General features: G+C 64.0%; 18 protein-coding genes. 1 reads left to right on the top strand and 17 read right to left on the bottom strand.

The window, feature by feature from the left end:
* Positions 1 to 113 precede the first annotated feature (113 nt).
* The 17 genes from sufT to U0O11_RS05305 all read right to left on the bottom strand — a co-directional run bounded on the left by sufT (position 114) and on the right by U0O11_RS05305 (position 21,463).
* Positions 114 to 689 carry a putative Fe-S cluster assembly protein SufT gene (gene sufT / locus U0O11_RS05385; RefSeq protein WP_043335218.1) on the bottom strand — a complete coding sequence of 192 codons (576 nt, stop codon included), beginning with the start codon at positions 687 to 689 and terminating at the stop codon, positions 114 to 116.
* A gap of 165 nt (positions 690 to 854) precedes the next feature.
* A complete protein-coding gene (locus U0O11_RS05380) occupies positions 855 to 2,099 on the bottom strand; it encodes a cysteine desulfurase (protein WP_324692001.1) in 1,245 nt (414 codons plus the stop codon).
* Entirely contained in the window at positions 2,096 to 3,508 is a 1,413-nt protein-coding gene (gene sufD, locus U0O11_RS05375; RefSeq protein WP_052384761.1) for a Fe-S cluster assembly protein SufD, read from the bottom strand. The genes U0O11_RS05380 and sufD overlap by 4 nt, the downstream gene beginning before the upstream one ends.
* On the bottom strand, positions 3,508 to 4,257 hold the full coding sequence (gene sufC / locus U0O11_RS05370; protein ID WP_043335213.1) for a Fe-S cluster assembly ATPase SufC: 750 nt from the start codon (positions 4,255 to 4,257) through the stop codon (positions 3,508 to 3,510). The genes sufD and sufC overlap by 1 nt, the downstream gene beginning before the upstream one ends.
* A gap of 74 nt (positions 4,258 to 4,331) precedes the next feature.
* A complete protein-coding gene (gene sufB, locus U0O11_RS05365; protein ID WP_054557094.1) occupies positions 4,332 to 5,774 on the bottom strand; it encodes a Fe-S cluster assembly protein SufB in 1,443 nt (480 codons plus the stop codon).
* A 135-nt stretch (positions 5,775 to 5,909) separates the two neighbouring features.
* Entirely contained in the window at positions 5,910 to 6,416 is a 507-nt protein-coding gene (locus tag U0O11_RS05360; RefSeq protein WP_324692000.1) for an SUF system Fe-S cluster assembly regulator, read from the bottom strand.
* Between the two features lie 386 nt (positions 6,417 to 6,802).
* Positions 6,803 to 8,098: an adenylosuccinate synthase gene (locus U0O11_RS05355; RefSeq protein WP_043335209.1), complete on the bottom strand. Its 1,296-nt coding sequence runs from the start codon at positions 8,096 to 8,098 to the stop codon at positions 6,803 to 6,805.
* Positions 8,099 to 8,286: 188 nt separating this feature from the next.
* A complete protein-coding gene (locus U0O11_RS05350; RefSeq protein WP_131431591.1) occupies positions 8,287 to 9,471 on the bottom strand; it encodes an ATP phosphoribosyltransferase regulatory subunit in 1,185 nt (394 codons plus the stop codon).
* A gap of 348 nt (positions 9,472 to 9,819) precedes the next feature.
* Positions 9,820 to 10,701, bottom strand: a complete 882-nt coding sequence (hflC, locus tag U0O11_RS05345) for a protease modulator HflC (protein WP_043335206.1) — start codon at positions 10,699 to 10,701, stop codon at positions 9,820 to 9,822.
* Positions 10,701 to 11,921 carry an FtsH protease activity modulator HflK gene (gene hflK, locus U0O11_RS05340; protein WP_324691999.1) on the bottom strand — a complete coding sequence of 407 codons (1,221 nt, stop codon included), beginning with the start codon at positions 11,919 to 11,921 and terminating at the stop codon, positions 10,701 to 10,703. Before hflK ends, hflC begins: the two co-directional genes overlap by 1 nt.
* Positions 11,922 to 12,309: 388 nt before the next feature.
* Positions 12,310 to 13,680, bottom strand: a complete 1,371-nt coding sequence (gene hflX / locus U0O11_RS05335; RefSeq protein ID WP_052384759.1) for a ribosome rescue GTPase HflX — start codon at positions 13,678 to 13,680, stop codon at positions 12,310 to 12,312.
* 15 nt (positions 13,681 to 13,695) lie between these two features.
* Positions 13,696 to 13,944, bottom strand: coding sequence for an RNA chaperone Hfq (hfq, locus tag U0O11_RS05330; RefSeq protein WP_043335203.1), 249 nt, complete (start codon positions 13,942 to 13,944; stop codon positions 13,696 to 13,698).
* Between the two features lie 114 nt (positions 13,945 to 14,058).
* The gene (gene miaA, locus U0O11_RS05325; RefSeq protein ID WP_082388890.1) at positions 14,059 to 15,042 is read right to left on the bottom strand and encodes a tRNA (adenosine(37)-N6)-dimethylallyltransferase MiaA; all 984 of its coding nucleotides are present in this window, start codon (positions 15,040 to 15,042) and stop codon (positions 14,059 to 14,061) included.
* Positions 15,043 to 15,102: 60 nt separating this feature from the next.
* Entirely contained in the window at positions 15,103 to 17,451 is a 2,349-nt protein-coding gene (mutL, locus tag U0O11_RS05320) for a DNA mismatch repair endonuclease MutL (protein WP_324691998.1), read from the bottom strand.
* 164 nt (positions 17,452 to 17,615) lie between these two features.
* On the bottom strand, positions 17,616 to 19,070 hold the full coding sequence (locus U0O11_RS05315) for an N-acetylmuramoyl-L-alanine amidase (protein ID WP_324691997.1): 1,455 nt from the start codon (positions 19,068 to 19,070) through the stop codon (positions 17,616 to 17,618).
* A gap of 121 nt (positions 19,071 to 19,191) precedes the next feature.
* A complete protein-coding gene (gene tsaE / locus U0O11_RS05310; RefSeq protein WP_324691996.1) occupies positions 19,192 to 19,677 on the bottom strand; it encodes a tRNA (adenosine(37)-N6)-threonylcarbamoyltransferase complex ATPase subunit type 1 TsaE in 486 nt (161 codons plus the stop codon).
* On the bottom strand, positions 19,658 to 21,463 hold the full coding sequence (locus U0O11_RS05305; protein WP_324691995.1) for an NAD(P)H-hydrate dehydratase: 1,806 nt from the start codon (positions 21,461 to 21,463) through the stop codon (positions 19,658 to 19,660). Before U0O11_RS05305 ends, tsaE begins: the two co-directional genes overlap by 20 nt.
* A gap of 307 nt (positions 21,464 to 21,770) precedes the next feature.
* On the opposite strand from U0O11_RS05305, the gene queG reads away from it, so the two are divergent.
* The gene (queG, locus tag U0O11_RS05300) at positions 21,771 to 22,841 is read left to right on the top strand and encodes a tRNA epoxyqueuosine(34) reductase QueG (RefSeq protein ID WP_225996436.1); all 1,071 of its coding nucleotides are present in this window, start codon (positions 21,771 to 21,773) and stop codon (positions 22,839 to 22,841) included.
* Positions 22,842 to 22,866 lie beyond the last annotated feature (25 nt).

Raw genomic sequence — 22,866 nt, 5'->3', positions numbered from 1 at the left:
GTTTGCTGCATCTCACCCGAGTGATACTGCGACTGACGGCCATGAAAGGCCTCCAGGGAGCCGCAGTCAGTAAAGGGCGACAGCAGCAGACGACAAAGGCGCGCTGATGATGCTCAGAACATGCCCAGTTCCAGGCGGGCATCCTCACTCATCATCTCGCGCGACCAGGCAGGCGAGAACACGATCTCGACGTGGACCTTGGAGACATCCTCGGCGCCGAGAATCTTGCGCTTGGCGTCCTCAGCGATGACGTTGCCCATGCCGCAGCCCGGCGCGGTCAACGTCATCTTGAGATTGACCATCTTCTCGCCGCTGATCAGGGTGTCGATACGACAGCCATAGACCAGCCCCAGCTCGACGATGTCGACCGGGATCTCGGGGTCGAAGCAGGTGCGCAGCTGGGCCCAGACGAAGGCCTCGATGTCGGCATCGCTCTGGCCGGCCGGCAGGTGCGGACGCGGCACGGCGTCCAGCCCCAGCGCATCGAGGCTGAAGCTCTCGATCAGGTACATGCGACCCTCGAAGGCAACGCTGACGGTGCCGCCCTTGGCCTGCATGACTTCGACCACCGAGTCCTCGTGCAGGGTCACCGACTTGCCGAACGGTACCGAGATGCCCTCCACGTCCCGCTGCAACGGCATCTTCTGGCCCTTGCCGAGGCTGGCCAGCTGGTCTTCAGTGTGGCTCATGCCCTCTCCTTGCCGAGCCGCATGACAGGCATGCGGCTCGTGAATTCTGTTGGTTCACTCAAGACGTGCGGGTGACAACATCACCTGGCAAGTGCCGATACCAATGAGGCCCGCCATGCGCGAGCCTCATTGATCAGCGCCCGTCAGGGCCACCGCAGGGGGTGCTCAGCGCACCATGGTCAGCACACGCTGCAGGGCATCGACGAACATGTCGATCTCTTCCGGCGTGTTGTAGGCCGCGAAGGAGGCCCGACAGGTGGCATCGACACCGAAGCGACGCAGCACCGGCTGCGCACAGTGGTGGCCGGTACGGATGGCGACCCCCAGCTGGTCGATCAGCAGACCGATATCCTGGGCGTGGGCACCATCGACCACGAAGGAGATCGCGCCCGCCTTGTCGGGCGAGTTGCCGATGATGCGCAGGCCGTCCACTTCGCGCATGCGCTCGCTGGCATGGCGCATCAGCTGCTGTTCCCAGCGCGTGATCAGCGCCATGTGGGTGCAGTCCAGCCAGTCGATGGCCTTGCCCAGCCCGATGACCTCGGCGATGGGCGGCGTGCCGGCCTCGAACTTGTGCGGCAGGTCCGCGAACAGGGTGCCATTCTCGAACGAGACCGTACGGATCATCTCACCACCACCCTGCCACGGCGGCATCGCCTCCAGCAGCGCTTCCTTGCCGTAGAGCACACCGATGCCGGTCGGGCCGTACATCTTGTGGCCCGAGAAGACATAGAAGTCAGCATCGATCTCGCGCACATCGACCTGCTGATGCGGCACCGCCTGGGCACCATCGACCAGAATCAGCGCGTCGTGAGCGTGTGCCAGCTCCGCCATCTCGGCCACCGGGTTGATGCTGCCCAGGGCGTTGGAGACCTGATTGACGCAGACCAGGCGTGTCTTCTCGCCCAGCAGGTCGCGGTAGGCCGCCATGTCGAGCACGCCATCGTCGTCACACGGGATGACCTTGATGACGATATCGAGACGCTCGGCCAGAAGCTGCCACGGCACGATGTTGGCGTGATGCTCCATCACCGAGATCAGCACTTCATCGCCGGCATTCAGCCAGTTGGCCCCCCAGCTGTTGGCGACCAGATTGATCGCCTCGGTGGTGCCACGCGTGAAGATAACTTCCCGCGTCAGACGCGCATTGATGAAGCTGCGCACCTTCTCACGCGTACCTTCGAAGGCCGCCGTCGCCTCATCCGCCAGGGTATGCAGGCCGCGGTGGATGTTGGCATTGGTCTTGCGATAATAGTCGCTCATCGCGTCGATGACGGCGGTCGGCGTCTGGCTGGTGGCGGCGCTGTCCAGATAGATCAGCGGCACATCACCATGCACGCGACGCTCGAGGATCGGAAAATCCTCGCGTACCCGCACGACGTCGAGCATCAGGTTGTCGAGTGCGCTCATGCAAAGTCCTCATCACGTGCCACCGCCACGGCGCCACCGCCCAGCTCGACGCTGAGATCGACCAGCTCATCGAGGTGGAAGCGTGACGGCAGGCGTCCCGCGACACTGCGCTCGATGCGCTCGGCGATGGCGTCGATGCCCAGACCGGTCATGACTTCGTTGGCGAAGGCCAGGGTCAAAAGGCCACGGGCGGTCTGCTCATCGATGCCACGGGCGCGCAGCGCGAACACGGCGGTCTCGTCGAGCTGACCGGTCGTGGTGCCGTGGGAGCACTTGACGTCGTCGGCGTAGATCTCGAGTTCCGGCTTGGTGTTGATCTCGGCGCGGTCCGACAGCAGCAGGTTGGCGTTGTTCTGATGCGCCTCGATCTGCTGGCTGTCGCGCTTGACCAGCACGCGGCCATTGAAGACGCCGCGGGCGCGGTCGGCCAGGATGCCCTTGTAGTTCTCGTCGGAGAACGTCAGTGCCTCGTTGTGATTGACCAGCGAGTGGGTGTCCACGTGCTGGCGATCACGACCGAAGAACAGGCCATCGAGACGTGCATGGGCGTTGTTGCCGTTCAGGTCGCAGACGATATCGTTGCGCACCAGACCACCACCGGTGTTCAGGTTGATGGAGCGATACTGGCTGTCACGCGGCTGCTCGACCTGCAGCGAGGCGATATGCGTCTCGCCGGTGGCGGCTTCGCCCAGCTTGTAATGATTGAGTACGGCGCCGCGCTCCAGCATCACTTCGCTGACCATGTTGGTGAAGTTGGTCGCGCCACTCTCACCGATGTGATGCTCGATCACGCTGGCTTCGGCGCGGCTGCCCAGCTGCACCAGCAGACGCGGGTGGCTCATGGTCACGGGCTGGCCTTCGACGGCGGCACGCGACAGGAACAGCACGTAGACCGGCTTGTCGAGCACCGTGCGCGGGCCGACCTGAATCACCGCACCCTCTTCGGTGAAGGCGGAGTTCAGCGCCACGAAGGGCGTGAAGTCGATGCCGGTCAGGCGGTTCAGCGAGCCGCCGATGACTTCCGGCTGATTGACGATGGCGTCAGACAGCGGCACGACACGCACGGTGTCGGGCAGGCCTGCCACATCGGACAGCTCGGCATTGTAGAGGCCATCGACGAACACCAGACGGTAGGCGTCGACGTCGAGAGCCAGCGCATCCTTCACGGCCGGCGCGAGGCTTGCATCGTCGGCGAGACGATATTGCTGACGACCCAGTGCCTGGGTGTCGGTGTACTTCCAGGCCTCGACCTTGCGGGTCGGCAGGCCGAGGGCTTCAAAGCGGGCGATGCCGGCCTGACGGCGGGCGGCCATCCAGCTCGGATCGGCCGCAAAGCGAGCCTTGCGGGCAGCGAATTCGCTGGCGAAGGCTTCGCTGCCGGGGACGGACGCGGTAGCAAGTGCTGTCATTACGCGGTTTCCTCCTGCAGCCAGTCATAGCCCTGGGCTTCGAGTTCGAGTGCCAGCGACTTGTCACCGGACTTGACGATGCGGCCATCCATCAGCACGTGGATCTGGTCCGGCACGATGTGCTCGAGCAGACGCTGGTAGTGGGTGACCATCAGCACGGCGCGGTCTTCGTTGCGCAGCGAGTTGACGCCCTTGGCGACGACCTTGAGGGCATCGATGTCGAGGCCGGAGTCGATCTCGTCGAGCATGGCCAGCTTCGGTTCCAGCACCAGCATCTGCAGGATCTCGTTGCGCTTCTTCTCACCGCCGGAGAAGCCTTCGTTGACGGCGCGCTGCAGGAAGCTGGCGTCCATCTGCATGAAGGCCAGTTTCTCGCGGATCAGCTTCATGAATTCCGGGGCCGGAATCTCACCCAGGCCTTCGGCTTCCCGCTTGGCATTCAGCGCCGCCTTGAGCAGGTAGACGTTCTTGACCCCCGGGATTTCCACCGGGTACTGGAAGCCCAGCAGCATGCCGGCACGCGCACGCTCTTCGACTTCCATCTCCAGCACATCCTCACCTTCATAGGTAATGGTGCCCGAGGTCACTTCATAGCCGTCCTTGCCGGCGATCACGGAAGACAGCGTGGACTTGCCTGCGCCGTTCGGGCCCATGATGGCGTGGACTTCACCCTTGTTGATGGTCAGATCGAGACCCTTGAGGATTTCCTTGCCTTCCACCGAAACGTGCAGATCTTTGACTACGAGCATGTTGATACCTTTTGCTGACAGGCCGCCCGCGAGCGGCCCTCAAGAATGGGGTGAATGCGAAAGGGACGGCGGGATCAGCCGACGGCGCCTTCAAGGGTGACGTTGAGCAGCGCCTCGGCTTCGACGGCGAACTCCATCGGCAGCTCCTGGAAGACGTCCTTGCAGAAGCCATTGACGATCATGTTGACCGCATCTTCCTCGCTGATGCCGCGTTGACGGCAGTAGAACAGCTGATCTTCGCCGATCTTGGAGGTCGTGGCCTCGTGCTCGACGGTGGCCGTCGCGTTGCCGATTTCCTGATACGGGAAGGTGTGCGCGCCACAGCGGTCGCCGATCAACAGCGAGTCACACTGGGTGAAGTTGCGCGCGCCCTTGGCCCGCGGGCCGATCTTGACCAGACCACGATAGGACTGCTCGGAGTTACCGGCCGAGATGCCCTTGGAGACGATGGTGGACTTGGTGCCCTCACCGATGTGGATCATCTTGGTACCGGTGTCCGCCTGCTGACGGCCATTGGTGACGGCGACGGAGTAGAACTCCCCGACACTGTCCTTGCCGCGCAGGATGCACGACGGGTACTTCCAGGTGATCGCGGAGCCGGTCTCGACCTGGGTCCAGGAGACCTTGGAGCGGTCACCACGGCAGTCGGCACGCTTGGTGACGAAGTTGTAGATGCCGCCCTTGCCGTCTTCATCGCCCGGATACCAGTTCTGGACGGTGGAGTACTTGATGTAGGCGTCTTCCAGTGCCACCAGCTCGACCACGGCGGCGTGCAGCTGGTTGTCATCACGCTGCGGCGCGGTACAGCCTTCCAGATACGAGACCTGAGCCTGCTTCTCGCAGATGATCAGGGTGCGCTCGAACTGGCCGGTGTTGGCGGCGTTGATGCGGAAGTAGGTGGAAAGCTCCATCGGGCAGGTGACGCCTTCCGGCACGAACACGAAGGAGCCATCGGTGAAGACGGCCGCGTTCAGCGCGGTGAAGTAGTTGTCTGCCTTGGGCACCACGGTACCGAGGTACTGCTTGATCAGCTCCGGGTAGTCCTGGATGGCTTCCGAGATGGAGCAGAAGATGACGCCCGCCTCGGACAGCTCCTTCTTGAAGGTGGTGGTCACGGACACAGAATCGAAGACCGCGTCGACCGCGACACCCGCCAGTGCGGCACGCTCGTGCAGCGGGATACCCAGCTTCTCGTAGGTCTCGAGCAGCTTGGGGTCGACCTCATCCAGACTCTGCGGGCGGTCTTCCGGCTTCTTCGGGGCGCTGAAGTAGGAAATCGCCTGGTAGTCGATCTCCGGATAATCCAGGTGGGCCCAGGACGGCGCCTTCATCTTCAGCCACTGCTGATACGCATCCAGACGCCACTCCAGCATCCACTCCGGCTCACCCTTCTTGGCCGAGATGAAGCGAATCACGCTTTCATCCAGTCCCGGCGGAATGGTGTCGCTCTCGATATCGGTCACGAAGCCCTGCTTGTACTCGCGCTGTACAAGCTGCTCCATCTCCTGGCTCGCCATGCTGGTCTCCTCTCCCGGAGAGCTCCGGGTCTGTTCAGATGCCTGATCACCCCGCCCGAATCGCAGCGAAGTTCGAATGTTCGTGTTGCCACGGCGACGTGTGTCGCGCGACAACGGATTCAGCGTTTGCCGGTTCTAGCGTTTGCCAGTGCCGTTGGCTGCCGTGGCCATGGGGGACGGCTCGTCATCCCCGTACAGACTGATGGCCTGAATCGGCAGTTGCACCGGCATGCGCAGTGGCGCGGATGACGCCAGATGCGCCAGCGTCACGCTGCCCAGCAGCTCACTGATGGCGTACGAGACGCGCTGCCAGTTGTCGGCCACCCCGCAGGTGTTGACCAGCTCGCAATCGCCGTCGGCGTGGCTGCACTCGGTCACGGCCACCGGGCCTTCGATGGCGCTGATGATGTCGCTGGCCGTGATCTGGCTGGCCGGGCGTGCCAGGCGATAACCGCCCAGCGCACCGCGCCGCGACTCAAGCAGCCCTGCCCGCACCAGCGCCTTGAGCGTCTTGCTCACGGTGGGATGCGGTAGCTGCACGCTTTCGGCCAGATCGATCGCCGCATGGGCCGAGTCCGGCTCGCGGGCGATGCGCGCCATCACGACAGCGGCATAATCGGTCATCTTGGAAAGCTTCAGCATGCTGGCCTCCACCACGGGAAGATTAATTGGGGACCATTTTAGTCCTGTATCAGAACGATGTGAAGCGGGGACCCCACCGAAAACGTCGAATTGCGACCTGGGCAACCAGTTTGCCGACAAGATAGCCGCCGATCACAACAAAAATAACAATCATTCCCATTTAAAATATCTACCAGTCACGCCCGAAGCCCCAGGCGCTCTGTACAACAATCCCGCACGCAGCGGGAGATCGATGACGGCTGCCCCACCCTCTCTACAACGCAAGCCCTCTCTACAATGCGCGCCCCCTCCACAACGCAAGACACCCCGCCGGGAGAATCCCGACGGGGTGTCTTGGTCACGCCATCATGCCGTCATGCAAGGCTCATCTAAGCCATGCGTGATGATCAGCCGTGGAACGGGTTGCGCAGCACGATGGTCTCGTTGCGGTCCGGGCCAGTGGAGATGATGTCGATCGGCACGCCGACCTGCTCTTCCAGGAAGCTGATGTAAGCGCGGGCGTTGGCCGGCAGCTTGTCGACTTCGCGCACGCCGATGGTGGAATCGCTCCAACCCGGCAGGTCCTGGTACAGCGGTTCGATGGCTTCGTAGCCTTCGGAATCCACCGGGTTGTCCAGCACGTCGCCATCCTTGCTGCGATAGCCGATGCAGACACGGATGTTCTCGAGACCATCCAGCACGTCCAGCTTGGTTAGGCAGATGCCGCTGACCGAGTTGATCTGCACGGCGTGACGCAGAGCGACGGCATCGAACCAACCACAACGACGCGCACGACCGGTGGTGGCACCGAATTCGTGGCCACGCTCGGCCAGGTGACGGCCGAACTCATCGAACAGCTCGGTCGGGAACGGGCCGGAGCCGACACGCGTGGTGTAGGCCTTGGTGATGCCCAGCACGTAGTCGAGATACAGCGGGCCGACGCCGGAACCGGTGGCGGTGCCGCCGGCAGTGGTGTTGGAGCTGGTGACGTACGGGTAGGTACCGTGGTCGATGTCGAGCAGTGAGCCCTGAGCACCTTCGAAGAGGATGTTCTCGTTGGCCTTGCGCACGGAGTGGACCAGATCCACGGTGTCGCAGACCATCGGACGCAGCTCTTCGGCCATTTCCATGGCTTCGTCCAGCACCTGCTGGAAGTCGACCGGCGCTTCACCGTGATAGTGCTGCAGCACGAAGTTGTGGTAATCCAGCACTTCGCCCAGCTTGGAGGCGAAACGCTCACGGTGGAGCATGTCACCCAGACGCAGGCCACGACGCGCGACCTTGTCTTCGTAGGCCGGGCCGATGCCGCGACCGGTAGTACCGATCTTGGCGACGCCACGGGCCTTCTCGCGCGCCTGGTCCAGACGCACGTGGTAGGACAGGATCAGCGGGCAGGCCGGCGACAGACGCAGGCGATCACGCACCGGCACGTCGTTGGCTTCAAGCTCACGGATTTCCTTGATCAGCGCTTCCGGAGACAGCACGACACCGTTGCCGATGACGCAGGTCTTGCCCGGGTGGAGGATGCCGGACGGGATCAGGTGGAGGACGGTCTTCTTGCCGTCCAGCACCAGGGTGTGACCCGCGTTGTGGCCACCCTGGAAACGCACGACGGCGCTGGCGGATTCGGTCAGCAGGTCGACGACCTTGCCCTTGCCTTCATCACCCCATTGGGTGCCGAGCACGACTACATTCTTGCCCATGGTTCCTATCTCTTTCGGTGAATAACCGTCGGTGAAAACCCACTCACAAGTGCAGCTGCCCTGTCGGCAGCTGCACCTCGGGACCCAGTGGCCCCAGCTGTTCTGCTATCTGTCACTCGCTGCCATCGCTCTCGGATCACCGAAGCTCAGTCATCCAAGCTCAGGCATCCAGGCTCAGCCATACAAGCTCAGGCATCGAGTGTGACGACCTGCCAGCCGCCGTCGCCATTGACCAGCTCACGATTGCAACGGTGTGCATCCGCGCCGGTGGTCTGGCCCGGCAGCGCTTCGATGACACGCTCGCCAGCGGCACGCAGCTGATCGACACACTCACGCAGCGCGCTGTCGTTGAGTGCCGGCGCCCAGATGCCGTCGCAGGCCGGAGCCTGCACGGCCAGCGAGGCCAGTTGCTTGAGGTCCATCGAGAAGCCGGTGGCAGGACGCGCACGACCGAAGGCACGTCCAGTATCGTCGTAGCGACCACCCTTGGCCAGCGCCTGACCGTAACCCGGGACGTAGGCGGCGAACACCATGCCGGTGTGATACTCGTAACCGCGCAGCTCGGCGAGATCGAAATAGAGCGTGACCTGCGGATGACGCTCGCGGACCGCGCAGCTCAGCGCCGTCAGCTGATCCAGAGCGCTGGCGACTGCCGCCGGTGCGCCGGCGAAGGCAGTACGCGCCTGGGCAAGAATCTCGTCATCACCGTGCAGGTGCGGCAGCGCCTTGAGCATGCCCGCCACTACCTTGTCACCCACCACGCGATCGATCAATGCATCGAGAGCGGAATACTGTTTACGCTCGATGGCGGCGAACAGCTCACGCTCGTGCTCGTCATTCATGCCGGCTTCGGCGATCAAGGCACGATAGATGCCGATATGGCCCAGTGCCAGGTGCAATTCACCGGCACCGGCCTGCTCGAGACTGGTCAGTGCCAGGTGCAGGATCTCGTGGTCGGCCTCGAGGCCGGCGTGACCGAACAGCTCAGCACCAACCTGCACCGGGCTGCGACCGCCCTGGTGCTTGTCCGCCTTGGTGCGCAGCACGTTGGCGCAGTAGCAAAGACGTACCGGGCCTTCGCGGTGCAGGGAGTGAGCGTCCATGCGCGCCACCTGCGGGGTGACGTCGGCGCTGGCGCCCATCATGCGACCGGTCATCTGGTCGGTCAGCTTGAAGGTCTGCAGATCAAGCTCAGTACCGGTGCCGGTCAGCAGCGAATCGAGAAATTCGACGGGCGGCGGCAGCACCAGGTCATAGCCGAAGCGATGATAGAGGTCGAGCAGCGCGCGGCGCAGCGCCTCCATACGGGTTGCCTGAGGGGGCAATACCTCATCCATGCCATCCGGGAGGAGCCAGCGATCTGCGATGGTCATTGCGCTATCCTGCGAGAGATTTATGACAAGGGGTGACTCGTGACGCGAGGAAATTCACCCGGCTGGCGTGCGTGACAAACGCGACGCCTGCGGGGGATTTCACAGCAGCCGACCGAGACCCGTGAAGCAAGGTCCTGCTCGACGCTTTCCTGTCGGCCTTGCGCCTGTGCATGAAAAGCGGCCACAAAAAAACCGGGCGGTGCCCGGTTGCAGGAGTCTAGCATGAATCCTTGTGGGATGAACCCCGCGAACCTCTCGTACGACGTTCATCCACTGCGCGGCCTCTGATGCTGCCAGAGGCCGCGCGCAACATCCCCGAAGACTAGCCTTCGGGCTTGATGATGCTGCTTACTTGCTACCACCCTGCGGGTCCTTGAAGAAGCGGAAGAACTCGCTGTCCGGCTGCATGACCATCATGTTGCCATCGCCCTTGAAGCTGTCGCGATAGGCCTGCAGTGAGCGGTAGAAGCGGAAGAACTCGGTATCCGCCCCGTACGCACCGGCATAGATGGCGGCGGCGGAGGCATCGCCCTCACCGCGCAGGGTCTGCGCCTGCTCTTCGGCCTGCGCGAGCAGGACGGAACGGCGACGATCGGCATTGGCCTGGATCTTCTCGGCCTGCTCCTGACCCTGGGCACGATACTCACGTGCCTCACGCTGACGCTCGGTCTTCATGCGCTCGTAGACCGCCTGGGAGACTTCGTCCGGCAGGTCGATACGCTTGACGCGGATATCGAGAATCGACACCCCCAGTTCCTTGCGCATCACCTCGTCGAGCTCTTCGGTGGGCTTCTTCATCAGCGCGTCACGCTGCTCGGAGATGATCTGCACCAGTTCGAGCTTGCCGAACTCGTTACGCAGACTCTCGTCGACACGCGGCGCGATCAGGCGCTCGGCCATCTGCTCGTCGCCGGAGGTCGCTTCGTAGTAGCGCTTCGGATCGACGATCTTCCACTTGACGAAGGAGTCGACGATGACGGCCTTCTTCTCGCGGGTCAGATAACGGCTTGCCTGGGCATCCAGCGTCAACACGCGCGTATCGAAGGTACGGATCGTGTTGTAGACCGGCAGCTTGAAGTGCAGGCCGGGCTGGATGTTGTCTTCCACCACTTCACCAAACTTGAGCTTGATGGCGCGCTGGGTCTCATCAACCGTGTAGAGGCTGTTGCTACCAAGCCAGGCCACTACGGCCAGACCGGCGACGGCCATCAGTGAGCGATTGTTGATCATTAACGACCCTCCCGACGGATGCTGTTGCTGCTGTCAGTGCTCTGGCTGCGGCTCAGGGCATCACTCGCCTGTCGGGACACACGGTCCAGCTCACTACGACTCATGCCACTGCTGTCTTCGGCGGCAGCACTGGACTTGTTGGCCAGCTTGTCCAACGGCAGGTACATGAGGGAATTGCCGTTCTCGACATCCACCAGCACCTTGTTGGTCTTGCCGAGCACTTCGCCCATGGTTTCCAGATACATGCGCTCGCGGATGATTTCCGGCGCCTTCTGGTACTCGGTCAGCAGGGACGTGAAGCGGTTGGCTTCACCCTGGGACTTCGCGACCACGGATTCCTTGTAACCCTCGGCTTCCTCGATGATGCGCTGCGCCTGACCCTGGGCTTCCGGGAGAATCGAGTTCTCGTAGGCCAGTGCCTGGTTGATCGTGCGCTGACGATCCTCACGCGCCTTGATGACGTCATCGAAGGAATCCTGGACCGCTGCCGGCGCAGAGGTGGATTCGACGTTGATGGTCTGCAGCGTCAGACCGACGCCGTAGTTGTCCAGATAGGACTGCAGGCGCGACTTGACGTTGCTGGCCAGCAGCTCACGACCGGAGGTCAGGATGTCGTTCATGTCGGCACTGCCGACTTCGTGACGCAGCGCAGAGTCCATGGCGTTCTCGAGACTGATCTCGGGCGCACGGACGTTGAGCAGGAAGTCACGCGGGTTGGACACCTGATACTGCACGGACATCTGGACTTCGACGATGTTCTCGTCCTGGGTCAGCATCGACTTGGTCTGGGAGAGCGAACGCACCTTGGTGACGTTGACCTCACGCACATCGTCGATGATCGGCGGATTCCAGTGCAGGCCCGGACCGACGATGTCGTTGTACTTGCCGAAACGCAGCACGACGCCACGCTCTGACTGATCGACCAGATAGAAACCGGAAGCCGCCCAGATGGCAACCAGGATGACACCGATGATACCCGGCAGTGCGAAGGCATTGGTGCTGCCACCGTTGCCGCCATTGCCACCGGTACCGCCACGACGCTTGCGGCCATTGCCGAGCATGCCGTTGAGCTTGTCCTGGAATTTCTTCAGCGCTTCGTCGAGGTCGGGCGGTCCACCATTGCCACCGCCGTTACCCCCGCCCCCCTTCTTGTCCCCGTTGCGACCACCGCCGCTCCACGGGTCATGCTGGTTGCCGCCACCCGGCTCATTCCAAGCCATACGTCGTCTCCACTCAGTCGATGTTCCGCTCGTCATTATGATGACGCCGCCCTGCCAGCTGCGACCGGTTCCGTGCCTTGAGCCTGATGGCCTCCGGCGACCGATTCTCTCGTACGGCATGGCGACGCTTCCCTTGCGGGAGAAGGCCATGGCCCTGCCCGACGGCCATCGTCCGTCGGACGGCATCCAGCCAATCCTGCTGAATGCCCGCTGCTCTGACGCGCAGGGCATACCCTGCGCGAGGGCATCCATCGTCAGTCGTACGCGGCGATGGATGCCGGATAGTGCTTGCCACTGCAATGTGACAACAGTGCGCTACTGCCTCGTGCGCCACTTCTCATCGAGCTGCTGCGCAGCGCACCGGCGCAAGTCTCGTTACCAGACGGTATCAGGACTTGTGCGTGACCGACACGCGATGCTTTTCCGCGCGTTCGGCGGACAGCTCACGCTGCCAGGCTTCACGGTCGTCATGTTCACCGCCGAGATAATCTTCAGGCGATTCACCAAGATGCGACAACAACTGCAGAAAGTCGCGTTTCTCGAGACGAATGTCCAGCAGCGCATTGCCCTGCTCGTCATATTGCTCGTCCTTGACCGCGTCCAGCTCATGCAGGCCTGCCCGCAGACGGGACTTGGCAGGCCCCAGCGTCAGCTGCATGGAGATGACGTTGTCGGACAGCAGCTCGGCGAAGGCCTGCATCAGCAGATCCAGCCCCTTGCCGTCGCGTGCCGACAGCCACACCGCCAGCGGACGACCGAAGCCATCACGCTCGATGCGCGGCGCCATGTCGAGTCGGTCGATCTTGTTCATGACCAACAGACGCGGCACATCACCGGCATCGATCTCGCTCAGGACGTGATTGACCTGCTCGGTATTGCGGTCATTCTCCGGATCTGCGGCGTCGATGACATGTACCAGCAGATCCGCTTCCGCCGCTTCCTGCAGGGTCGCCTGGAAGGCTTCCACCAGCTTGTGCGGCAGATGACGAATGAAGCCGACGGTATCGGCCAGGACTGCCGGACCGACATCCTCGAGCTCCAGACGACGCAGCGTCGGGTCCAGCGTCGCGAACAGCTGATCGGCGGCGTACACCTCGGAGGTGGTCAGCGCGTTGAACAGCGTCGACTTGCCGGCGTTGGTATAGCCGACCAGCGACAGACTCGGGATCTCGGCACGCGCACGGGCACGGCGGTTCTGATCGCGCTGCTTGTGCACCTTCTCGAGTCGCTTGTGGATCGACTTGATACGGGCGCGCAACAGGCGACGGTCAGTCTCGAGCTGGGTTTCCCCCGGGCCTCGCAGACCGATACCGCCTTTCTGACGCTCAAGGTGGGTCCAACCCCGCACCAGGCGGGTGGACATGTACTCGAGCTGTGCGAGTTCCACCTGCAGCTTGCCCTCATGGGTCCGCGCACGCTGGGCAAAGATGTCGAGAATCAGACCGGTACGGTCGATGACGCGACACTTGAGCGTGGCTTCGAGGTTACGCTGCTGGGAAGGACTCAATGAATGGTTGAAAATGACCAGCTCGGCTTCGTGCACGGCCAGGGCCTCTTGCACTTCCTCAAGCTTGCCTTCTCCGATGAACGTACGGGAGTCGGGACGGGGCCGGCTACCCTCGATGAGGGTCGCCGGCACGGCGCCTGCCGAACGTACGAGTTCGAGGAGCTCACCGGCATCCTCGCGTTCTTTTTCGTCCCGGAAATTGACATGCACCAGGACGGCCGTTTCACCGGCTTCGGGTCGTTCGAAGAACAATCAGCGCCTCTAACTTCAGCTTTCTGTGGACGGCACGCTCGGATCCTGGGCCGGCAGGCGCACATTGCGCGACGGCACCACGGTCGAGATAGCGTGCTTGTAAACCATCTGGGAGACAGTATTGCGCAGCAGGATCACGAACTGATCGAAGGATTCGATCTGGCCCTGCAGCTTGATGCCGTTGACCAGGAAGATCGAGACCGGGATACGTTCCTTGCGCAGGATGTTCAGGTACGGGTCCTGGAGTGATTGACCTTTGGACATGTGACTCTCCGTAAAAATGTCTCGTTCGAGGTAAGTATGGTTATGTTCGCCAGCGCTCCGGGTTGCCCTCTTGAGGGGGCTTCACGGGCGCGGGTCGTGACCGCTCATGTTACGCTAAGTGCAGGTCTGGCGCACGATTTTCAAGGTTTCACTGTAAGGATCTACACCCATGGAATCCACCGGGTGAATCCCCTGCCAGCTCCGCAACCAGGTCAACTGTCGCTTGGCGAGTTGACGCGTCGCGATGATGCCGCGTTCGCGCATCTCATCCCGGCTCAGATGGCCATCGAGAAAATCCCACACCTGACGGTAGCCGACACAACGTATCGAGGGCAGGCCCGCATGCAGCTCCGGACGTGCCTTCAGCGCTTCGACCTCGGCAATGAAGCCCTGTTCCAACATCTGATCAAAACGCGTCTCGATACGTTCATGTAACACGGCTCTATCGTGGGGCGCCAGTGCGATCGCTATCGGCCGGAACGGAAGTTCAGCCTCTGGCTGCTCCGCGAGCAGCTCGCTCATCGGGCGCCCGCTGATCAGACAGACCTCCAGCGCGCGTGTCAGCCGCTGGGGGTCAGTGGCCCGAATGCGCTGTGCCGTGGCCGGATCAAGCCGCGCCAGCTGCGCATGCAGCGCCGGCAGCCCCTCGGACTGGATACGCGCCTCGAGCTCCGCGCGCAGCTCGGCATCCGCTGCCGGCAGCTCCGCCACGCCTTCCAATAGACGCTTGAAATACATCATGGTGCCGCCGACCAGCAGCGGCATCTTGCCGCGGGACTGGATCTCGGCGATATGCGCCAGCGCATCGCGACGAAACTCGGCGGCGGAATAGCTCTCCAGCGGGTCGAGAAAGTCGATCAGGCGGTGTGGCGCTCGGGCCAGCTCTGCCGCGCTCGGCTTGGCCGTGCCGATATCCATGCCGCGATAGATCAGCGCCGAATCGACACTGACCAGCTCCGCGCCCTGCTCCTCGTGCCAGCGAATGGCGAGGTCGGTCTTGCCGGAGGCCGTCGGCCCCATCAACAACACGACAGGCGGCTTGTCAGCCACCTCAGGCGCGTGGTGTCGGGAATCTTCAGGGGGTTGAATCTGGGTCATGGCCTATTGTCTGGGCTGGGAGGTGAATCAGGGGTGAACCGCGACGACACGGGGCGTCATCTACTGGCCGCGCAGGAACAGCTTGTCGAGCTCATGCATCGAAAGCTCGGTCCAGGTCGGCCGGCCATGATTGCATTGCCCGGAGCGCTCGGTGCGCTCCATGTCACGCAGCAGGGCATTCATTTCCGGAATCGTCAGACGGCGGTTGGCGCGCACGCTGCCGCGACACGCCATGTCGGCGAGCAGTTCATTCATGTGCGCCTCCATGCGGTCACTGCGCCCATAGCGCTCAAGGTCTTCCAGCATGCCGCGCACCAGAGGCTCCACATCGGCATTGCCGAGCACGACCGGCACCTGACGCACCAGCAGCGTTTCCGGCCCGGCAGCGTCCAGCTCGACGCCCAGACGCGTGAACGCCTCGGACTCGCGCTCGAAAGTGCCCATCTCGCGCGCACTGACCGCCAGCGACACCGGCACCAGCAGCGGCTGGGCCTCCAGATGGCCGCCGCCGTGAACATGCTGCTTCATGCGCTCATAGGTGATGCGCTCGTGAGCGGCATGCATGTCGACCATCACCAGCCCGCGCGAGGTCTGCGACAGGATGTAGACGCCATGAAGCTGCGCCACGGCGTAGCCCAGCGGCGGGGTGTCATCGTCGTCACTCTGCGCCGGCAAACCACGCATCACCACTGCCGAGCTGCCTGAGACCGAACTGCCCGGAACCGAACTGCCTGGGCCCGAGCCACTAGAGACAGACGGCGCCGACATGCCAGGCCCTGCGTCACTGGAAGGCGCGCCACCGGACGGCCCACCCACCTGAGGCGTGTCGACCCGCCAGCCGGGCGCAGCTTCCCCGACACCGGCCTGTGCACTCCCCCGTCCTGCGCCCTGCCCTGGCCCGTCACCCTCGCGGCCACCTTCGCCCAGCGTGACACGTGGTGCACGCCGCGCCTCACGTTCGGCACTGGCGATCGCCGCCGGGTCGTTGACCACGCCCGCGCCGCCTGCGCCGCCACCCGGCGTCAGCAGATGATCTTCGCTGGGGTGCAGTGCCCGATAGCCGGCCATGAACTGACGCACACGCTCGGCACTCAGGCGTTCGCTGGAGCGGCCATCACCGGCAGGCGGCAACTGCGAGGAAGGCTGCCAGGGGGCCGCAGGGCGGCCTGCAGGCGCGCTCGACGAGTCCGACGAGTCGCCCCCAGCCTGCGGACCGGCCGATGTCGATTGCTGTTCGGAGGCGGCACTTTGCTGGGCGTCCTGCTCCTGACGGCCAAGGCGCATGCCCTGCTGCTGCCAACCGGGGTCCTCCTCCTTCTCCTGCCCCTCGATGCCGGTAGGCGCGGCGCTGCTGTCACCGGGGCGCACCTCGGCCAGCGCCTTGTGCAGGCTCGAGAACAGGAAGTCATGCACCAGTCGCCCGTCCCGGAACCGCACTTCGTGCTTGGTCGGGTGAACGTTGACATCCACCACCGTCGGGTCGAGCTCCAGATAGAGCACGAACACCGGATGCCGCCCATGGAACAGCACATCGCGATAGGCCTGACGCACGGCATGCGCGACCAGGCGGTCGCGCACCACGCGGCCATTGACGAAGAAGTACTGCTGATCGGCCTGGGCACGCGAATGCGTCGGCAAGCCCACCCAGCCGGATAGACGCAGGCCGGAGGCCTCGATATCCAGATGCAGCGCATGCTCGAGGAAGTTGCGTCCGAGTAGCGCACCGATGCGCCGCTCCACCGTCAGGGTGTCTTCACCGGCACGCAGCTGATGCACCACCTTCTGGTTGTGACGCAGCGTCCAGCCGATATCGTGGCGTGACAATGCCAGCCGCCGGAAGCTTTCCTCGACATGGCCGAACTCGGTCTTCTCGGTGCGCATGAACTTGCGGCGCGCCGGCGTATTGAAGAACAGATCACGCACCGCGACGCTGGTGCCACGCGGATGCGGCGCCGGGGAGACGCGCGGCGCCATCTCGCGCCCTTCCGCCACCACCCGCCAGCCATTGGCCGGTTCATCCGAGACATTCGAGAACAGCTCCAGCCGCGAGACCGAACTGATCGAGGCCAGTGCCTCGCCCCGGAAACCGAGGCTCGCCACGCCCTCGAGATCATCCAGGCTCTCGATCTTGCTGGTCGCATGCCGTGACAGCGCCAGCGGCAGGTCTTCCTCGGTGATGCCGCAGCCGTTGTCGCGCACGCGAATCAGCCGCGCACCGCCACCTTCCAGCTCCAGCTCGATGCGGGTGCTGCCGGCATCGATGGCGTTCTCGACCAGCTCCTTGACCACGGAAGCCGGCCGCTCCACGACCTCACCCGCCGCGATCTGGTTGGCGAGGCGCGGATTGAGGATACGGATCCGTCGCTCGCCAGGGCGAGCGGGCTGCATGTCGGTCAGCTCGTCAGACATCGATAAACTCCTGGATACACGAGCGAAAAAACGCCGCTTCTCTGAAAACGATACTGTCCGCCGACCCAGCCACGGCAAGCAACGCATGCCGGAACTGCATCAGCGGACAGTGTCTGCGCCCCGCCAACGCAAGGCGCGGTCAGGGCGACTTCATGACGTCAGGTTCAGCTGCGCGGAATCTTTAGCAGCTGGCCCACGCGCACCGTATCGCCAATCATGTTGTTGGCCTGCTTGAGGGCCGCCATGCTCACGTTGTGGCGCTGGGCCACTTCCGACAGCGTATCGCCACTCTTGACGCGATATTCGCCGCCATTGCCACCGCGTGCCTGGCTGCGCTGCCATGCCAGCAGACTCGCGGGCGGCGGATTGCGCTCGAAGTGGCTCTGGATTCCCGAGAAGATCGAGCGCGCCAGCTTCTCCTGATAGGGGCCGCTGTTGAGATTGCGCTCTTCCTGAGGATTGGAGATGAAGCCCGTCTCCACCAGCAGCGAGGGGATATCCGGCGACTTGAGCACCACGAAGCCCGCCTGCTCCACCTGACGCTTGTGCAGGGAATTCATGCGCCCGAGGTTGGCCAGCACGCCGCTACCCGCCGCCAGCGAATCGTTGAGCGTCGCGGTCATGGTCAGGTCGAGCAACACGCCACGCAGCATCTCATCCTTGTCATTCAGGCTGAGATTGCCATCCACGCCCCCGATCAGGTCAGCACGGTTTTCGGTTGCGGCCAGCCAGCGTGCGGTCTCGGACGTCGCCCCGCGGCTTGAGAGCGCAAAGACCGAGCTGCCGTGCGGGCGCGGGCTGTTGAAGGCATCGGCGTGAATCGAGACGAAGAAGTCCGCCTTCTGCTCACGCGCGATCTCGGTCCGCTTGCGCAGCGGGATGTAGTAATCGCTGTTGCGGGTCAGGATGGCCTTGAAGCCGGGCTGGGCATCGAACATGCGCTTGAGGCGCTTGCCGATCTTGAGCACCACATCCTTCTCTCGAGTCCCACTGGGGCCGCTGGCCCCCGGGTCTTCCCCGCCGTGGCCAGGGTCGATCGCGATGATGATGTCACGCTTGGGATGTGCCGCCGCCTGGGTATTGACCACAGGTTCCGCCGGCTCGCCCTTCAGCTTGCGCTTGGCCGCAGCCTGTTCCTGCTCGCGGATACGGGCCTCGATGGGGTCGATGGGATTCTCGACCGCCGATTCGCCGGGGAACTCGAGATCCACCACCAGGCGATTGCCGTACTTGGCATTCGGCGCCAGCGTGAAGTCCTTGGGATTGACCGGGCGCGTCAGGTCGAGCACCACACGCAGGGCATCCCCCTGACGTCCGCTGCGGATCGACTTGATGGCGCTGCCTTCGAGATTCAGCGCGGCGAACTTGCGCTCGACCGCGGCACTGGCCACTTCGCTGCCGGCAAGGTCGATCACCAGACGGCGCGGATTGTCGAGGCCGAAGACCTTGGCCTTGGCGGCACTATCGAGATCGAACACCAGCCGCGTGTGGTCCGGTGCGGTCCACAGGCGCAGGTTCTCGACCTTGGCGGCCAGCGCCTGCGGCGCCAGCACCAGACTGGCAAGCGAGCAGACGACGCCACCCGCCAGCCAGCGACGGAAGCTGCGCGCCAGACGCATACGGGGGATTTTGGACGCTATTTCAGGCATCAGACAGGATGACCCAGACAGAAAGAACATGAATGAAGATAACGAATGATCGGACACTGCGCCGCCAGACATCGCAAGCGGAACGGCGTCATCATGCCTGAGAGGTTCGGCGCTCGGCCAGTGTTGCCAACCAACCCTCACCTCGCGGTGTCAGGGCAGTCAATTCGGCCTCGCGTCCTTCGTCGACGACGAACAGCGTGATGCGCAGATCCGGCGTGGGCAGAAAGCCCTGACCACAGCTCGGCCACTCGATCAGCGCCAGGCTGTCGGCGGCGAGCAGATCGCGCCCCCCGATGAACTCGAGCTCTTCAGGGTCGGCGAGACGGTAGAGGTCGAAGTGATTGATGTGCCACTCGCCACCCTCGGCCCGTGGCAGCACGTAGGGCTCCACCAGGGTGTAGGTCGGGCTCTTGACCGCGCCCTGGTGACCATAGGCGCGCAGCACGCCGCGGGTCAGGGTCGTCTTGCCCGCCCCCAACTCGCCCTCCAGGAACACCAGCCCGCGGCCGGCAAGGATATTTCCCAATTGAGTGCCGAAGGCAACCTGGGCGTTTTCATCAGACAGAAGTATGCGCATCTCGGGCCCGTGGATTGAGCAATAAATGCATATAGGATGCCAGATCACCCGCGAGCAGGCCACGTTCACCACGCTCCTGTACCGCCCGGTCGGCCGCCAGGGCATGCACCAGCACCCCAAGCCTTGCCGCCTGCGCCATGGCGCGCGTGACTCGCCGGGCCTGCGCCGCCTCATCCTGGGAGGAACGCGGCTGGCGTGCATCGAAGCCGCCGTTGAGCGCCTGCGCCGCCAGACCCGCGATGATGCCACCCAGCACATCGCCCATGCCGCCACTGGCCATGCCCGGATTGCCATAGGGACAGAGCGCCACCGCCGGCCCCTCAAGTACCCCCGCAGGACTCGCCACCAGACTGCCCGCGCCCTTGAGCACCACGCTGCCGCCGAAACGCTGCTGGAGTGCCCTTGCGGCTGCGATCCGGTCGTGTTCGACGTCCGCCACACTGCAATCGAGCAAACGCGCGGCCTCGCCGGGATGCGGCGTCAGCACCCAGTCATCGCGACGGATGATGTCGCCTTCGCTCGCGCGCCAGGCCAGCAGGCTCAGGCCATCGGCATCCACGACCAGCGGCTGACCAGCCGCCAGCACCCGCGACATGCCGCCCCAGCCCCACAGCATGCTCTCGAGACTCTCGGTACCCATGCCCGGGCCGACCAGCGTCACGCTGGCCTGAGCCAGCTGTGATTCCAGCACGGCGAAGCCATCATGACTGCTGCCCTCCGGGCCACTCTTGAGGCCGCGCGCCATGACCTCGGGGCAGCGCGTCAGGCTGGCGCTGATATGCGCGGGCGCCGTCAGCAGCGCGACCTTGCCGGCACCGGCCCGCGCCGCTGCCTCACTGGCCAGCAACACCGAGCCCCCCAGCCCCGGCCCGCCGCCGAAGACCAGCGCGCTACCGGTATCGCCCTTGTGGGCCAGCGGCGAGCGCGGCACCAGCTCGGACTCCAGCCAGCGCGGTGTCAGCCGCTGCACGGCGTCCTCTGCTAACAAGGCCGCGGTTCGCGACTGCGCGACCACCTCCGGCAACACGCGCGCCGCACCCAGACGCGCCAGACTGACGTGCCCGGCGTGCAGCTCGGCGCGTCCGGTGTGCAGGCCCGGCTTGTCGACCAGAAACGTCAGCGTCACATCCGCTTCCACGGCGACACCCGCGACCGCGCCTGTCGCGGCGTTCAAGCCTGAGGGCACATCCAGCGCCATGACATGCACGCCCTGCTGATGAGCGTGATTGATGCGCTCGATGGCTTCGACCACGCTGCCGCGCGGCGCATCGCGCAGGCCGATGCCGGTCAGCGCATCCACCAGCAAGGGCCAGCCCTTGAGCAGCGCATCCGCCGCCTCCTCATCGACCTTCGGCCATGCCAGCGTCTCGACGCCAGCCTCGCGCGCCGCGATCGCGGCCAGCTGCGCATCACCGGTCAAGGCATCCTCCGGCGTCAAGGCGATGACCCGCACCTCGAAGCCCGCCAGCAATGCCAGACGCGCCAGCAGATAGCCATCGCCGCCATTGTTACCGCCGCCACACAGCACGCACAGCCTGCGCGTCTCCGGCCAACGCTGACGCAGCAGATCGAACGCCGATTGCGCGGCGCGCCCCATCAGGCGCTTCTCCACCGGCGCCTCGCTCCGGCCACTGTCAGCGGCGACGGTCTCCTCCGCGAGCATCCAATGCTCCAGATCACGCAGCGCCGCCAACGGCCACAGACAGTTGACCGAACGCCACAGCGTCATGGTTGCCGAAGATGCCGGGGGGCAGGTCTGGTCAGAGGTCGATTCGTGCGCTGTCATGCCTACACTCCTTGTCTGGATATCCATTGCCTGACTGGATGTTCGTTGCCTGTCTAGACGCTCGTTGCCTGCCTGGATGCGCGTTGCCTATCGTGAGGCATGGCGTGGTGTGCCGCTTTCCTTTCTACTGCGCCTTACCTGCCGTGCTCACGCCGTCAGGCAGCACGCTTGGGCTGACCGGCAAGTTGCGCTAAGGTGGCGCGCCTCTGTCCTCGATCTCGCTGGAACCCCCATGTCTGCTCCGCACTCATCCACCGCCGCCGCTTCACCTGCCGACACCGGGAGCCCCGCCGCCGATGAACAGGCCATGGCGGAACTGGCGACGCGCATCAAGACATGGGGGCGCGAGCTGGGTTTTCAGCAGGTCGGCATCACCGATGTCGACCTCTCGGCCCACGAGGCCTATCTGGAGCGCTGGCTGGCCAACGGCCATCACGGCGAGATGAACTTCATGGCCAAGCACGGCACCAAGCGCACTCGTCCTGAGGAGCTGGTGCCCGGGACACTGCGCGTCATCAGCGTGCGCCTCGATTACCTGCCGCCTGAGGTCGAGACCACCCAGGTGCTCAGCCAACCCGAACGCGCCTATGTGTCACGCTACGCGCTGGGGCGTGATTACCACAAGCTGATGCGCAAGCGACTGGCCAATCTGGCCAAGCAGATCGAGAAGGAAGTCGGCAAGTTCGGCTATCGCGCCTTCGTCGACTCCGCCCCGGTGATGGAGCGCGCCCTGGCACAGAAGGCCGGCATCGGCTGGTTCGGCAAGAACGCCATGCTGATGAATCAGCAGGCCGGCTGCCTGTTCTTCCTGGGCGAACTCTACACCGACCTGCCCCTGCCGGTGGACGCCCCCTTTGAAAAGGAACACTGCGGCAGCTGCAACGCCTGCAAGGTCGCCTGCCCGACGGATGCCATCGTCGAAGACAAGGTCGTCGATGCGCGGCGCTGCATCTCCTACCTGACCATCGAGCTCGATGGCGCCATCCCCGAGGAATTCCGTCGCCCGATGGGCAACCGCATCTACGGCTGCGATGACTGTCAGCTGTTCTGCCCCTTCACACGCTTCGCCAAGGCGACCCAGGAGACTGACTTCTCGCCGCGTCATGATCTGGATCGCATCGAGCTGATCCGCCTGTTCTGCTGGGGGGAGCAGGAATTCCTCAGCAAGACGGAAGGCAGCCCGATTCGACGCATCGGCTACGAGAAGTGGCTCTCCAACATCGCCATCGGGCTGGGCAACGCGCCCTGGTCGGAGCAGGTCGAGCATGTGCTGCGCGCCCGTCTGGCCTACCCCAGCGAGCCACTGCGCGAGCATGTGCGCTGGGCGCTGAAGGAGCAGGCCATCAAGCGCGGCGCCCGCCTGGCCACCGCGCTTTGAGAGCCGTTGCCTCCAGGGCTATCGC

The sequence above is a fragment of the Cobetia sp. D5 genome, from assembly GCF_035666195.1.
Classification (GTDB): Bacteria; Pseudomonadota; Gammaproteobacteria; order Pseudomonadales; family Halomonadaceae; genus Cobetia; species Cobetia amphilecti.
Note: the sequence above shows the minus strand (reverse complement) of the source record. Positions and strands in the feature narration are given on the sequence as shown.

Coding starts and splice junctions, on each gene's coding strand:
- sufC (WP_043335213.1), bottom strand. CDS start 4,257: ATGCTCGTAGTCAAAGATCTGCACGTTTCGGTGGAAGGCAAGGAAATC.
- miaA (WP_082388890.1), bottom strand. CDS start 15,042: ATGACCCAGATTCAACCCCCTGAAGATTCCCGACACCACGCGCCTGAG.
- U0O11_RS05355 (WP_043335209.1), bottom strand. CDS start 8,098: ATGGGCAAGAATGTAGTCGTGCTCGGCACCCAATGGGGTGATGAAGGC.
- tsaE (WP_324691996.1), bottom strand. CDS start 19,677: ATGCGCATACTTCTGTCTGATGAAAACGCCCAGGTTGCCTTCGGCACT.
- U0O11_RS05350 (WP_131431591.1), bottom strand. CDS start 9,471: ATGACCATCGCAGATCGCTGGCTCCTCCCGGATGGCATGGATGAGGTA.
- hfq (WP_043335203.1), bottom strand. CDS start 13,944: ATGTCCAAAGGTCAATCACTCCAGGACCCGTACCTGAACATCCTGCGC.
- sufT (WP_043335218.1), bottom strand. CDS start 689: ATGAGCCACACTGAAGACCAGCTGGCCAGCCTCGGCAAGGGCCAGAAG.
- sufD (WP_052384761.1), bottom strand. CDS start 3,508: ATGACAGCACTTGCTACCGCGTCCGTCCCCGGCAGCGAAGCCTTCGCC.
- hflC (WP_043335206.1), bottom strand. CDS start 10,701: ATGATCAACAATCGCTCACTGATGGCCGTCGCCGGTCTGGCCGTAGTG.
- sufB (WP_054557094.1), bottom strand. CDS start 5,774: ATGGCGAGCCAGGAGATGGAGCAGCTTGTACAGCGCGAGTACAAGCAG.
- mutL (WP_324691998.1), bottom strand. CDS start 17,451: ATGTCTGACGAGCTGACCGACATGCAGCCCGCTCGCCCTGGCGAGCGA.
- U0O11_RS05305 (WP_324691995.1), bottom strand. CDS start 21,463: ATGACAGCGCACGAATCGACCTCTGACCAGACCTGCCCCCCGGCATCT.
- queG (WP_225996436.1), top strand. CDS start 21,771: ATGGCGGAACTGGCGACGCGCATCAAGACATGGGGGCGCGAGCTGGGT.
- U0O11_RS05380 (WP_324692001.1), bottom strand. CDS start 2,099: ATGAGCGCACTCGACAACCTGATGCTCGACGTCGTGCGGGTACGCGAG.
- U0O11_RS05360 (WP_324692000.1), bottom strand. CDS start 6,416: ATGCTGAAGCTTTCCAAGATGACCGATTATGCCGCTGTCGTGATGGCG.
- hflK (WP_324691999.1), bottom strand. CDS start 11,921: ATGGCTTGGAATGAGCCGGGTGGCGGCAACCAGCATGACCCGTGGAGC.
- U0O11_RS05315 (WP_324691997.1), bottom strand. CDS start 19,070: ATGCGTCTGGCGCGCAGCTTCCGTCGCTGGCTGGCGGGTGGCGTCGTC.